The sequence below is a fragment of the Micromonospora sp. NPDC050200 genome (assembly GCF_040656135.1).
Classification (GTDB): Bacteria; Actinomycetota; Actinomycetes; order Mycobacteriales; family Micromonosporaceae; genus Micromonospora.
In genome coordinates this window covers 97226-109431 of record NZ_JBFALG010000014.1, presented here as the reverse complement: position 1 = coordinate 109431, position 12206 = coordinate 97226, and the positions used below count along the sequence as shown (strand labels likewise).

Sequence of the window (12206 nt, the reverse complement as noted above, 5' to 3'; positions counted from 1 at the left end):
CACCACTTCCGCTGTCGTTCATGAGATCACTGTGCACCGGGAGCAGCCCGGCCGCCACCGGATCGCGCAAATAGTCGCGACGACCTCCACAGTAGACGTGCAGGTCGGGGCCGCGAGGCCGAACGCGGGAAGCCGTACCCGGGTGGACGGGGCAGCCGGAAGACCGGTCGGTGGCGGAGAATCCCCCGGTGCGTTTCGGGGGCAGAACATCGGCACGGGTCCGCCGCGGCCTGCTCGCCGCGGCCGTGGTCATGGTCCTGGCGGTGACGGTGGTGACGGTGGCGGTGCCCCTGCTGCGGGACCGGTCGCAGCAGCGGCTCGAGCGGCGGGCCGACCGCGAGGTGACCGCCATCGCGCAGCGGGCGCGGGCCGAACTGCTGGCCGATCCGGCGGCCGGGGAGGCGGCTCTGCGCCTTGCCGCGGACCGGGTCGACGGCGTCGAGGTGCTGGCCGTGGAGGGTGGCGGGCAGCGCCCGGAGGCCGCGGTGCGCCTGGTCTTCCGGGTACGCGTGGCGAAGCCGCGAGCGTCTTCGGCTGGCAGCAGGCCACAGCGACGCGCTGCTTCGCGCAGGTGGTGCGCCCCGGTTCCGGTCCGGCGGCGTTGGAGCGGGTGCCGTGCCCGGCGTGAGTCGACGCGGGTCACGCCCTCACCTCGTCCCGCTCGGCGGCCGGCTCCGCTGAACAGCCGGTACCGCGGCGCGGCCACCACCGGCAGGATCGGCGGTCATGATCACGACGACGTCCGGGACGGGGCCGTGCCCGCAGTGCGGTGCGACGACGGTGTCGGTGCGCGAGGCGATGCCCTGGTGTGCCGGCTGTGAGTGGAACCTCGACGGCTACGACCGGGTCCGGCAGGCGCCGGAGTTCGGCTGGTCCTGGGTCGACCGGCGGACCCACCGGTTGGCCGCCCGGCTCACCGGCCAGCAGTACGCCGCGCTCGTGGGGCGCCCGCTGGACTCGACCGGCCTCGGGGTGGCCGGGATGGCGACCGTGCTCGTCTCGCTGCTGCTGGTCGCCGGGGTGCTGGCGATGGTCGGCGAGGCGATTGGCCGGATGCTGTCGTGGCTGCTGTCCCGGCTGCTCTTCGCCGGCCACCTGCTGCTGGTGGTGACGGCGCTGCGGGACAGCCAGCGGGCCGAGTACCTGGCCGACGAGATGTCCGCCCGGGCCGCCGGCACCGCCGGGGCGACCGGCCTGCTCGACGTCCTGCTCAGCGGCGAGTCGGTGGCGCTGGTCGTCCGTCAGGCGTCGCGCGGCGGGCACGGGCCGGCGACGTGGCGGTCGGGGGTGGCGAGGTCGCTGGCCGGCTCGGGTGAGCGGCTGCCGCTGCTGCGCCAGCTCTCCCTGCGCGAGCAGGTGTCGCTCTTCGCCTCCCACCCGCCGGCGGGCCTGCGGCACCGGATGCTCACCGCCCGCGCCCGGCAGGACCCCCGGGTGGTGCTCACCGAGACCCGCGCGGAGCGGATCGACGCCGAGCTGGCCCGGCACTACCAGCGGGTGAGTCGGGCCGTGGCCTGGTCCGGCTGACGACCGACGGCGGCACCGCCAGCGGCCGGCACGGTCGAGGTCGCGACGGTTAGGGTCGCCGGATGGGCGTACCGGACTACATCCTGCGGATGCGCGAGCACGTCGGCCACGACCTGCTCTGGCTGCCGAGCGTCAGCGCGGTGGTCCGCAACGACGCCGGCGAGCTGCTGTTGGGGCGGCGCTCCGACGACGGCCGCTGGTCGGTGGTGAGCGGCTTCGTCGAGCCGGGCGAGCAGCCGGCCACGGCCGTGGTGCGCGAGGTCGAGGAGGAGACCGGCCTGTGCGTCGAGCCGATACGCCTCAGCAGCGTCGTCTCGCACCCGCACACCTACCCCAACGGCGACCGCTGCGAATACCTCAACCTCGGCTTCCACTGCCGATTCGTCTCCGGTACGGCCCGGGTCAACGACGACGAGTCGGTGGCGGTGGAGTGGTTCCCGCCAGACCGGCTGCCCGAACTGGACGCGCACGCCCGGCTGGTGATCGCGCAGGCGCTCGCCGACGACCCGACCGCCTGGTACCTGCCCGCGGGCGCGACCTGGGACGAGTTCTCCGCCGCGCGCTGACCTCGGACGCCGTGGCCGCCGGGCGGAGCCGCACGCCGTGACGCCCGCCGGCGCCACCTCCGCGGCGGGCGTCGCCGTGGGCGCTGTCGGGCTTTCCGCGCGGCGTCGGGCGCCCCACGGACGGCGGCGAACCGGCCTGGCGAGCGTGGTGGCCCCGTCGGTGTTGGCCCTGTTCTGCATCACCTGGGGAGCACCCGGCTGGCTGCTGCTCGGCGGTGTCTTCGTGGTGACCGGGCTGGTGATGCCGGCCGTCGCACGGGCGGCCGAGCGCTCCCGCCCGTACGTGCCCCGGCCGGGGTGACAGGCGGTGGCCGGGTCAGCGCGTCGAGCGGTCGCGCAGCACGGGGGACCCGTCGCCGTCCAGCTCGGCCAGCACGACGAGCCGGCCGGTCAGCGCGAGCATCAGCGCCTCGGCCGTGCCCCGGACCACCGGGCCGTCGCCCCACGTCCAGTCCAGGTCGGTGGCCGTGAACCGCAACCCCTCCCGCAGGCTCCTCCGCCCGAATGCCACCGAGCGGCGGCTGACCAGGAAGTCCAACGACACCCGCATCCGGTCCGGACGCAGCTCGTGCGGCAGGCCGAGCGGACGGCGAATGTCCTGCCCGTGCACCTGGAGGTCGGTGAGCTGACCGAAGTGCCCGACCACGGGCGGCCGGAACGGGTTCTCGGCGTTGTCCCGCAAGACCGCCGCGAGGTCGTGAGCCGGCCTGCGCGCGACCAGTTGGGCCAGCTTGGCATTGGCAGCGTGGAGGTTGAAGCCGCTGCGCAGCAGGAGCGACAGCATCGCGCGGGGTCGCGTGGCGAAGGGAGAGACCAGGTGGGCCACCACCTCATGGACGGTCCACGACCCGCACAGGCTGGGCGTGTCGAGCTGCTCCCGGTTGAGCGAGTCGATGAGGTCGGCGAGCCGACGTCGCTCATCGGCGATCATCCCCGTGAGGTCCATGGCGGGACACTACCGTCGGCCGCCGCGCCGCCGCTGTCCCTGCTCGGGTGGCCAGGTCCAGCCCGGCGGGGAGCGCCGCCACCATGAGCCGGCGACTGGCGGTCAGCCACAGTCGGGCGGCGAGCCGGGCGGCGGGCTGTCGGATGACCCCGTACTGCTGGCCCTTGAGCGAATGGGCAGTACGTCCATCGACGCCGACAATGAGGCGCATGACGGTGCGTCATCGGATCGCAGCCGGGCTCGCGCTCACCGCGGCGGGCGTCCTGGTACTGGCCCTGCCGGACAGTTTGGAGGGTCCACGGCTGGTCGCGTTCGGCCCCGGTCATGGACCCTCCCGACTGGACCTGATCGGCATTGCGCTGCTCGCTCCGGGCGCCAGTTGGCTGCTGGTCACGCTGGTACGAGCGCTGCCATCGCTCGAGTACACACCGCGTGTGCTGCTCGGCCTGGGCGGCGCGGGCGGGCTCGGTCTCGGGCTGCTGGTTGCCTCGAGCTTCGCCGGGTTCACCGGCTGGTGGGTGGTCGGTGCCCTGACACTGTCCGCAGTCGAACTCATTCTCGTCGCAATGGTGTGGCGAGGACGCGGCCACCCAGCTGCCCACCGGTAGGTCTCCGCCCGTCCCAGGCCGTGGTCAGGCCGCCAGACACCGCCTGACGCTGACCAGGGTCAACCAGGAACACCCGACGGGAATCCAGCTCGGAGCCTGGCGAGGTACCACTGCTTGAAAGGGTGCTGCGCTGGTCGTCGTCTACCCTGCGTCCATGTCTGTCACCGACCAGGAGTTGGCTGTTGCGGCAGCACAAGCAGGAGCCGTCGTGGTGCGGAACATGTACGGCACATCACTCTCCCGCATCGAGAAGGCCGCGGGCGACTTCGCTACCGCCGCTGACATCGAGGCGGAGAAGATCATCATCGACATGCTCGGTTCGGCCCGACCGGACGATGCGGTGAGCGGCGAGGAGAGCGGACGCACGGGCGCAAGCACGGCCGAGCGGATGTGGCTCGTGGATCCTCTGTGCGGCACCTTGAACTATGCCGCGCGCAGCATGCTGGTCTCGGTGAACGTTGCCTTGCGAAAGGACGCCGAGGTGACGGTCGCGGCGTCAGCCGACCCGTTCTCCCGTGAGGTGTTCTGGACCGATGGGTCTGGTGCGTACGTTCGGCACGGCGACATCGACGAGCGGCTCAGACCGTCGGCGGCGTCTCGGCTGGTGGATGTCAACCTCGATCCACCGTTTCCGAACGCTCCCCGCTTCCGGGCTGCGCGGCTCCTCGCTAAAACGGGATTCGTCGAGCGGTTCCGCCCGCGCGTGGTCTCCACCACCTTGGCGGTGGCGTGGGTGGCAGCCGGCCGGAGAGCGGCGTACGTCACCGATGGTGACCTGCGGGACAGCGTGCATTTCGCCAGTGGGATCGCCCTGTGCCGGGCTGCCGGTTGCGTGATCAGTGACATCGACGGGCAGCCGCTGCACAGTGGTGCCGGTGGACTCGTCGTGGCGGCGGACGATGAGACACATGCTGCCTTGATGGCGCTGATCCGGACCCAACTGGCGGCTGCTGGTTAGCCCGCAGACCGGCGGCGCTTGCTCTCCGTCAAACAGCGAGTAATCCTGGCAGCCCGATCCGCCCTGCGAGCAGGTGTCGGGCACCGTTCCCGCTGGTGGCGGGGAGACGGCTCTAAGTTCCGCTTCAACATATGACCGTCAGGCCGGGAGACCGGGGGATGGTCGGCAGTTAGGTAGGCGTGCTTCCATGACTGCATGACGAAGACCGGCGAGCCGCCGACTTCCAAGCAGGTTGCTCAGCTGGGTGCGTGGTTCCTGGTCTTCGGCTTGGGTGCTCTCATGATCGAGGTTTGGGTGGGCGACCATCCGTTCAGAGGAAGTCCGGCGTCATGGGGCCTCGGGGAGACTTTCTCTGTGGTGGGGGGCGGGATCCTCTGTTGGGCCGCGCAGCGTCATCGACAGCAGCGGTGACAGCAACCGGCCGCGATGAAGACGACCAAGGCCGGCGTCGCACGGACGGTCGGCCGAGGCAGGAGACGGCCCAGGACGCGGCCGGACCAAGCGCCCAGAACTTACAAGCGAGGGGTCGAGCGGCGGCGCACTTCCGCATCGCCCGACCCCTCGGGTTGTGCCCGATCAACGCTGACAGGCCACACCTTGCCCCTCGACGAAGCCTGGCTGCTGGTTAGGCCCGTAGCACTCGAAGAAACAGCAGGTCAGCCACCATGTGACGGCGGCTGACCTGGTGGGCGACGGACGAGTCGACCTGTACGCCGGATTCTGTGCGCGGCGCGTACCCCTCGCGGCGTACGCACCGGCGGCGGCCATCCATCTCGGCCTGCCGTCGCCGACAGGCTCCTGCGGCCTACCCGCAGACATCGGGCGGGCAGCCCTCAAGCGTCTGCGCCGGGTCGTCATCTTGCGGTGACGGCCCTTTCTTGGCCTTGCTCCGGGTGGGGTTTACCTAGCCACCCCGGTCACCCGGGGTGCTGGTGGGCTCTTACCCCACCGTTTCACCCTTACCGACCCGTTTGGGCCGGCGGTCTGTTTTCTGTGGCACTGTCCCGCGGGTCACCCCGGGTTGCCGTTAGCAACCACCCTGCCCTGTGGAGTCCGGACGTTCCTCGGCGGCGGGCCGGAGCCCGCCGACGCGACCGCCCGGTCGACTCGTCCGTCGCGCCTTCATCCTAACGACGCGGCCGGCCCGCCCATTTCCGCCCCGGACCGCCACGCAGGCGGCGGTGCGGGCAGCCGCCGGAGGGAACGCCCATTTCCGCCCCGACGGGCGGTTCAGGGGATGGCGATCGCGAGCCAGGACGGCCAACCGGTTTCGCGTCTCCGCGTCCACCTTGATCGTCGTGTCCACGTCGGCAACATACCGCCGGTATACCGCCTACGGAGAGCAACACGAACAGGTGAATCACCGCCCGCGCGGTGCGGACCGGGGCGTACTAGCCTCGGGACACCATGGATCTTTCCCACGCCGCGCTGCTGCTCGCCGCCGGTCTCGCCGCGGGCACGGTGAACGCGGTGGCCGGGGGCGGTTCCCTGATCACCTTCCCGGCGCTGATCGCGGTGGGCCTGCCGCCGGTGCCCGCGAACGTCACCAACTCGGTCTCGGTCTGCCCCGGTTACCTGGCCAGCGTGGCGGGCAGCCGCGGCGACCTGCCGCCGGCCCGCCGGCTGGCGGTGCTGGTGCCCACCACCGTCATCGGCACGATGATCGGCTGCCTGGTGCTGCTGGCCACTCCGGCGCGGGCGTTCGAGCTGGTCGTACCGTTCCTGGTGCTCGGCGCGACCGCGGTGCTCGCCTTCCAGGATCCGCTGCGCCGGCTGGTCGGGCATCCGCGCGACCTGTCGCCGCGCCGCCGTACCGTCACGGTGCAGGCCATGGTCGGGCTCGGCGCGGTGTACGGCGGCTACTTCGGCGCGGCCCTCGGGGTGATGCTGGTCGCCGGCCTGGCCCTGGTGCTGGACGCGACGCTGGCCCGGGTGACCGCGATCAAGAACCTGCTCTCGGCGGTGGTCGGGCTGACCACGGTGGCGGTGTTCGCGCTCGTCGGGCCGGTGAACTGGGCGGCCGTCGCGGTGGTCGCGCCGGCCACGGTGGTCGGCGGGTACGCGGGTGCCCGGCTGGTCCGCCGGCTGCCGTCGGTGATGCTCAAGACGCTGATCGTGGTCTTCGGCACGGTGATCGGCCTCTACCTGCTGTGGCGGGCGCTGCGGTGAGACGCCGGACCGCCCCGGCGCGAGCCTGCGCCGGGGCGGTCCAGGGTGTCAGTACGCCTCGCCGACCGGCTCCTCCGGGGCGTGCTCCGCCTGGCGGGCGGCGCGGTTCCAGCGGGACCAGAGCACCCGCTCGCCGTAGCCGGCAGCCATCAGGTGAGCGAAGGCCAGGTAGACCAGCACGCCCACCGCGAGGACGCCGAAGCCGACCCAGAACGGCAGGGCCAGACCGTGCTCGGCGAGCTTGCCGGAGATGATCGGGGCGGGCGCGGCGGCGCCCCAGCGGACCAGGTTGAACGCGCCGGTGGCGAGCCGCCGGTCGCTGGACCCGAGGCCGAGCGCGAGGTCGGTGAGGTTGGCGTTGGCCAGGCCCATGCAGAGGCCGGCCAGGACCAGCACCACCAGCGACTCGGCGGTGCTGCCGGAGGTGGCGAAGAGGACCATGCAGGCCAACAGCCCGGCGATGGCCACGCCGACGGTCTGCACGGCGCCGATCCGGTGCGCGAGCCGGTGGCCGATCACCAGAATGCCGGCGGCCAGGCCGAGACCCCAGCCGGTGAAGGCCAGCCCCAGCGGGACGACGTCCAGGCCGAGAAAGAGCGGCGTGTAGCCGAGCACCACGAAGAAGACGAAGTTGTAGGCGGCGGTGACCACACAGAGCGCGACGAACGCCGGCTTGCGGTAGGTGGCGAAGATCTGACCCACGCGTACGGGCGCCTGCCGGTTGGCCGGCTCGCGGAGCTTGCGGGAGGCCACGGCCAGCGCGAGCACCATGAACACGCCGCAGACGAAGAACGGCAGCCGCCAGCTGACCTGGCCGAGCAGGCCGCCGATCAGCGGGCCGACGGCGAAGCCGAGACCGAGCGCGGTCTCGAAGAGGCCGACCACCCATTCCCGGTCGTTGGCGAGGTTGACCAGCACCACCATGGCGGTGGCGAAGAACATCGCGTTGCCGAGCCCCCAGACGCCGCGCAGCACCGACAGTTGCCCGATGTCGTTGCTGAACGAGGCGAGGATGGCGGCCAGGCCGACGACGGACACGCCGGTGATCAGCACCGGTTTGAAGCCGAACTTCCCGCTGGCCAGGGTCGCTGGGATCATGCCGACCGCCATCACCGCGATGTAGGCGGTGAAGAGCAGTTCGACCTGCCAGGCGGTGACCCCGATCGCCTCGCCGATGGCGGGCAGGATCGGGTCGACGACGGCGATGCCGGCGATGGCGAGGAAGGCCACCAGCGTGGTGGCGTAGATGGCACTGCGGTTCGGTTCGGTACGCCGATCCACTCCGCCTCCCAAGTTGGCTGTATCGTACAGGTAGTTTTGTTGTATCATACAGATATGAGCCGCGACCACAGCACCGGAACGGACGGAAACGAGACCACCCTCGGCCGGATCGAGACCGAGGTGGCCCTGCTGATGCGCCTGGGCGAGGCGACCCGCCGGGCCACCGGCACCGCCGAGCACCGGGTGCTGGACCGGGCGGCGTACGTGATCCTGCGACACCTGGACAAGGCCGGCGCGCAGAACGTCTCCGCGCTGGCGGCCCGCCTCAACCTGGACGGCTCGACGGTGACCCGGCAGGTCTCGGCCATGCAGCGCGACGGCCTGATCACCCGCGCCCCCGACCCCGCGGACGGCCGCGGCACCGTGGTCTCCGCCACTCCGGCCGGGTTGCAGCGGATGGCCGCCGTGCGGGCGGCCCGCACCCGGCTCTACGGCGACATCCTCGCCGACTGGACCGGCGACGACCGGGACACCCTGGCGACGATGCTGCACCGGCTCAACCAGGCCCTCGAATCCCGCAACAAGCGGCGCTGAGCCGCCGACGGGGGCGGCCCACCTGCCCTGCCCGAGGCCGTCCGGGGCGGTGGGGTGCCGGGCGCTGTGGAGCTGATGACGCGAACGAATCAGCCGGCCGGGCCTGACCGGCCGGGCTTCGGATCCTCAGGGCTGGGACGCGGAACGGATCAGGGCCGGATGTCCGCCCCTGATCCGTTTACGTCATCAGCTCTAAAGCGTCCGAACACGATGGGCCAGACCCCACGAAAGCCGCCCCGGCACCCAGGCAAGGAGGGGACCAGGCGCCCTCGACGGAGCACCCGGGCGGCATCGGAAGGTCCGCCCGGCGCTACCGGAGGTGCCGCCCGGGCGCCGTCGGTGCGGGCGCCCGGGCGGACCGCCGGGTCAGGCGACCGGCTCGCGGGCCGAGTCGGCGTCGCGCTCGGTACCCGGGGTGACCCGGGGATCGCCCTCGTCGGCGAAGTAGTCGTCCGGCCTGGTGCCGTCGACGCCCTCGGCGGCCTTCGCCGCCCGCAGCGCCAGCGTCAGCAGCGCCGCCACCAGCAGGTTCACCAGTACGGCCACGATGCCGACGTAGATCGTCTTCTTGGTGTCGAAGCCGAACTCGGACAGTGGGAAGGCCGAGCCGGCGAAGTGCTTCTTGCCGGTCACCGGGTTGGCGACCTGGTAGAGCATCCACAGGCCGAGCCCCATGCCGGCCACCCAACCGGCGATCAGCGCGGTGCGGTGGAACCAGCGGGTGTAGAGGCCCAGCGCCACCGCCGGCAGCGTCTGGAGGATGATCACGCCGCCGATGAGCTGGAGGTCGATGGAGAACTGCGGGTCGAGGAAGATGATGCAGGCCACCGCGCCGACCTTGACCACCAGCGAGGCGATCTTGGAGACGTTCGCCTCCTGCGCCGGGGTGGCGTCCCGCTTCAGGTACTCCTTGTAGATGTTGCGGGTGAACAGGTTCGCCGCCGCGATCGACATGATCGCCGCCGGCACCAGCGCGCCGATGCCGATGGCCGCGTACGCCACCCCGGCGAACCAGTCGGGGAACTGCTGGTCGAACAGGACCGGCACCACGGTGTTGCTGTCCACGCTCCCCGCCGTCGCGCCGGGCAGCGGCTTCACCCCGGCCGCGATGGCCATGTAACCGAGCAGCGCGATCAACCCGAGCAGCAGGCTGTACGCCGGCAGCGCCGACATGTTCCGCTTGATCACGTCGCGGTTCCGGCTGGCCAGCACACCGGTGATGCTGTGCGGATAGAGGAACAGGGCCAGCGCCGAACCGAACGCCAGGGTGACGTACTGGAGCTGGTTGTTGGCGTTGAGCAGGATGCCGTCGTTCGGATTGTTCGCCGTGGCCTGGAACTTCGCGTCGGCCGCGTCGAAGATGTCACCCCAGCCGCCCAGCTTGTACGGCAGGTACAGCACCGCCACCAGAATCACGATGTAGATCAGCGTGTCCTTGACGAACGCGATCAGCGCCGGCGCGCGCAGCCCCGACTGGTAGGTGTACGCGGCCAGGATCGCGAACGCGATGATGATCGGCAGGTGCCGGGCCAGCGCGCTGTCCCCGGTCACCCCCATCGTCTTCAGCACCGCCTCGATGCCGACCAACTGAAGCGCGATGTACGGCATGGTGGCGACGATGCCGGTGATCGCGATCAGCAGCGCCAGCACCGGCGAGTCGAAGCGGTTCCGGACGAAGTCCGCCGGGGTGACGAAGCCGTGCCGGTGCGAGACCGACCAGAGCCGGCAGAGCACCAGGAACACCATCGGGTAGATGACGATGGTGTACGGCACGGCGAAGAAGCCCGCCGCGCCCGCCCCGAAGATCAGTGCCGGCACCGCCACGAAGGTGTACGCGGTGTAGAGGTCGCCGCCGACCAGGAACCAGGTGATCCAGCCGCCGAAGCTGCGCCCGCCCAGCCCCCACTCGTCGAGGTGGGCCATGTCCCGCGGGGCCCGCCAGCGGGCCGCGACGAAGCCCATCGCGCTGACCAGCAGGAAGAGCACCGTGAAGACGATGATCTCGGTCAGGTGGTCCCGCCACATCACCGACCACCCCGCTTCTTCGTCATCTGGTACACCAGGGTCGTGGTGGCCACGCCGAGCAGGATGTAGGCCAGTTGCAGCCAGTAGAAGCGCGGGAAGCCGAAGAGCCGGGGCGAGTCCGCGTTGAAGAACGCCGGGACCAGCGGCACCAATATGGGTATGAAGAGCAACCAGTTCCAGGGACTGTGGTCCTTCGCCCTGGACGACGCCGTCTGCGGCGCCTCCGGTTCCGGTGCAGCCATCTGACACACCTCCGGGAAGTCGTAACTCGCCATGTGACGGCCGGAGGCTACGACTCAGTGACGGCGGTCACGCTCGACCCGGGTGCGCCGCTGCGCCGAACGGCCGCCCGCCTGCGCCGAACGGCGCGCCCGGTTGACCGGGTGGACCGTCAGCGCGCGGCGAGGTGGGCGGTGTCGTTGACGCTGCGCACCGCCACCCCGCCGTCGGGCCACATGTCCAGCACCGAGATGCCGGCCGCGTCCAGGTAGAGCCGGTGCAGGAAGGCGTCGCCGGCCGCCAGGGCGTCGCGCAACGCCAGCTTGATCGGCGAGACGTGCGAGACCACCACCACGGTCTCCCCCGGGTACGCCTCACGCAGCGCCGCCACCGCCCGGTCGACCCGCTCCGCGACGGCGGTGAACGGCTCCCCGCCGGGCGGCGCGATCCGGGTCGAGGCGAGCCAGGCGTCCAGCTCTCCCGGCCACTGCTCGCGTACCTCGGCGAAGGTCATCCCGTCCCAGTCGCCGAAGTCGCACTCGATCCAGTCGTCCTGCGGGCGTACCGGGATGCCGCCGAGCGCCCCGGCGATCGCCTCGGCGGTCGCCGTACACCGGGACAGCGGTGAGCTGAGCACGGCCGCGACGGACGGGGCCAGCTCGGCCACCCGCGCGGCGGTGGCCCGGGCCTGGGCCCGGCCCTGGTCGGACAGGGGGACGTCGGCGCGGCCGGCGTAGCGGTGCTGGACGGTCCACTCGGTCTCGCCGTGGCGGACCAGGATCAGCCGGGTGGCGGTGAAGCTGGGCCGCGGCTCCCAGGATGGCCTGGTGGTGGCCGGGTCGGTGCCGGCGGTGCGGGTGGCGGCGCGGGCGGCGACCTCGCGGGCCTGCGCGCGGGCCGCCGAGTCGGCGGCGGCCACCTCGCGGGGCGGCTGGGCGGCGGCCCGCTTCGGCGGCTTGCCGGCGGCGGCGTCCATCGCCGCGTTGGCGAGGGCGTCGGCGTGCCGGTTGCGCTCGCGCGGGATCCAGCTGAACCGGACGGACTCGAAGCGGTCCACCAGGGCGGCGGCCCGCGCGGCGAGCGGGCGCAACCCCGGGTGCTTGATCTGCCAGCGGCCGCACATCTGCTCGACCACCAGCTTGGAGTCCATCCGCGCCTCGACCTCGACCGCGCCCAGCTCGGCGGCGGCCTCCAGCCCGGCGATCAGCCCCCGGTACTCGGCGACGTTGTTGGTGGACACCCCGATCGCCTCGGAGCGCTCCACCAGCACCTCCCCGGAGGCCGGGTCCCGGACCACCGCGCCGTAGCCGGCCGGGCCCGGGTTGCCCCGCGACCCGCCGTCGGCCTCGACGACGACCGCGCGCACCGCCACC

At 71.9% G+C, this 12206-nt stretch carries 13 protein-coding genes and 1 other RNA gene; 8 read left to right on the top strand and 6 right to left on the bottom strand.

The genetic code is table 11. The features are described 5' to 3' along the window. The first annotated feature begins 188 nt into the window (after nt 1-188). The 4 genes from AB0I41_RS12535 (at nt 189) to AB0I41_RS12520 (ending at nt 2394) form a co-directional block, all read left to right on the top strand. Complete coding sequence (locus AB0I41_RS12535) at nt 189-821, top strand: hypothetical protein (protein WP_357105598.1); 633 nt, start codon at nt 189-191, stop codon at nt 819-821. Beyond that, complete coding sequence (locus tag AB0I41_RS12530; protein WP_357105595.1) at nt 781-1527, top strand: hypothetical protein; 747 nt, start codon at nt 781-783, stop codon at nt 1525-1527. Before AB0I41_RS12535 ends, AB0I41_RS12530 begins: the two co-directional genes overlap by 41 nt. A 62-nt stretch (nt 1528-1589) precedes the next feature. Next, the gene (locus tag AB0I41_RS12525; RefSeq protein ID WP_357105593.1) at nt 1590-2093 is read left to right on the top strand and encodes an NUDIX domain-containing protein; all 504 of its coding nucleotides are present in this window, start codon (nt 1590-1592) and stop codon (nt 2091-2093) included. Nucleotides 2094-2253: 160 nt separating this feature from the next. Beyond that, nucleotides 2254-2394 carry a hypothetical protein gene (locus AB0I41_RS12520; protein ID WP_357105591.1) on the top strand — a complete coding sequence of 47 codons (141 nt, stop codon included), beginning with the start codon at nt 2254-2256 and terminating at the stop codon, nt 2392-2394. A 15-nt stretch (nt 2395-2409) separates the two neighbouring features. On the opposite strand, the gene AB0I41_RS12515 is transcribed toward AB0I41_RS12520, so the two are convergent. Beyond that, complete coding sequence (locus AB0I41_RS12515) at nt 2410-3039, bottom strand: maleylpyruvate isomerase family mycothiol-dependent enzyme (RefSeq protein ID WP_357105588.1); 630 nt, start codon at nt 3037-3039, stop codon at nt 2410-2412. A 209-nt stretch (nt 3040-3248) separates the two neighbouring features. Here AB0I41_RS12515 and AB0I41_RS12510 point away from each other — a divergent pair, with 209 nt between their 5' ends. Together AB0I41_RS12510 and AB0I41_RS12505 are read left to right on the top strand one after the other, a co-directional pair. After that, nucleotides 3249-3647 (top strand): hypothetical protein, encoded by a 399-nt coding sequence (locus AB0I41_RS12510; protein WP_357105585.1) that lies wholly within the window; start codon nt 3249-3251, stop codon nt 3645-3647. Between the two features lie 154 nt (nt 3648-3801). Next, nucleotides 3802-4605, top strand: a complete 804-nt coding sequence (locus AB0I41_RS12505; protein ID WP_357105580.1) for an inositol monophosphatase family protein — start codon at nt 3802-3804, stop codon at nt 4603-4605. A gap of 693 nt (nt 4606-5298) precedes the next feature. Here the strand turns inward: AB0I41_RS12505 and rnpB are convergent. Next, an RNA gene (gene rnpB, locus AB0I41_RS12500) (RNase P RNA component class A) lies at nt 5299-5715 on the bottom strand. A gap of 297 nt (nt 5716-6012) precedes the next feature. Between rnpB and AB0I41_RS12495 the strand changes: the two genes are divergently transcribed. Then, nucleotides 6013-6774: a sulfite exporter TauE/SafE family protein gene (locus AB0I41_RS12495; RefSeq protein WP_357105577.1), complete on the top strand. Its 762-nt coding sequence runs from the start codon at nt 6013-6015 to the stop codon at nt 6772-6774. A gap of 48 nt (nt 6775-6822) precedes the next feature. Here the strand turns inward: AB0I41_RS12495 and AB0I41_RS12490 are convergent, their stop codons facing one another. Continuing rightward, the gene (locus AB0I41_RS12490) at nt 6823-8055 is read right to left on the bottom strand and encodes an MFS transporter (protein WP_357105575.1); all 1233 of its coding nucleotides are present in this window, start codon (nt 8053-8055) and stop codon (nt 6823-6825) included. A 54-nt stretch (nt 8056-8109) separates the two neighbouring features. Here AB0I41_RS12490 and AB0I41_RS12485 point away from each other — a divergent pair, with 54 nt between their 5' ends. Then, entirely contained in the window at nt 8110-8589 is a 480-nt protein-coding gene (locus AB0I41_RS12485) for a MarR family transcriptional regulator (protein ID WP_357105573.1), read from the top strand. Nucleotides 8590-8955: 366 nt separating this feature from the next. On the opposite strand, the gene mctP is transcribed toward AB0I41_RS12485, so the two are convergent. The 3 genes from mctP to AB0I41_RS12470 all read right to left on the bottom strand — a co-directional run bounded on the left by mctP (nt 8956) and on the right by AB0I41_RS12470 (nt 12205). Further along, nucleotides 8956-10614 (bottom strand): monocarboxylate uptake permease MctP, encoded by a 1659-nt coding sequence (gene mctP, locus AB0I41_RS12480; protein WP_357105571.1) that lies wholly within the window; start codon nt 10612-10614, stop codon nt 8956-8958. Further along, nucleotides 10614-10856: a DUF3311 domain-containing protein gene (locus tag AB0I41_RS12475; protein WP_357105568.1), complete on the bottom strand. Its 243-nt coding sequence runs from the start codon at nt 10854-10856 to the stop codon at nt 10614-10616. The genes mctP and AB0I41_RS12475 overlap by 1 nt, the downstream gene beginning before the upstream one ends. Before the next feature lie 149 nt (nt 10857-11005). Continuing rightward, complete coding sequence (locus AB0I41_RS12470) at nt 11006-12205, bottom strand: bifunctional RNase H/acid phosphatase (protein WP_357105565.1); 1200 nt, start codon at nt 12203-12205, stop codon at nt 11006-11008. Nucleotide 12206: the final 1 nt, after the last annotated feature.

Coding starts and splice junctions, on each gene's coding strand:
- mctP (WP_357105571.1), bottom strand. CDS start 10,614: ATGTGGCGGGACCACCTGACCGAGATCATCGTCTTCACGGTGCTCTTC.
- AB0I41_RS12515 (WP_357105588.1), bottom strand. CDS start 3,039: ATGGACCTCACGGGGATGATCGCCGATGAGCGACGTCGGCTCGCCGAC.
- AB0I41_RS12510 (WP_357105585.1), top strand. CDS start 3,249: ATGACGGTGCGTCATCGGATCGCAGCCGGGCTCGCGCTCACCGCGGCG.
- AB0I41_RS12505 (WP_357105580.1), top strand. CDS start 3,802: ATGTCTGTCACCGACCAGGAGTTGGCTGTTGCGGCAGCACAAGCAGGA.
- AB0I41_RS12485 (WP_357105573.1), top strand. CDS start 8,110: ATGAGCCGCGACCACAGCACCGGAACGGACGGAAACGAGACCACCCTC.
- AB0I41_RS12475 (WP_357105568.1), bottom strand. CDS start 10,856: ATGGCTGCACCGGAACCGGAGGCGCCGCAGACGGCGTCGTCCAGGGCG.
- AB0I41_RS12495 (WP_357105577.1), top strand. CDS start 6,013: ATGGATCTTTCCCACGCCGCGCTGCTGCTCGCCGCCGGTCTCGCCGCG.
- AB0I41_RS12525 (WP_357105593.1), top strand. CDS start 1,590: ATGGGCGTACCGGACTACATCCTGCGGATGCGCGAGCACGTCGGCCAC.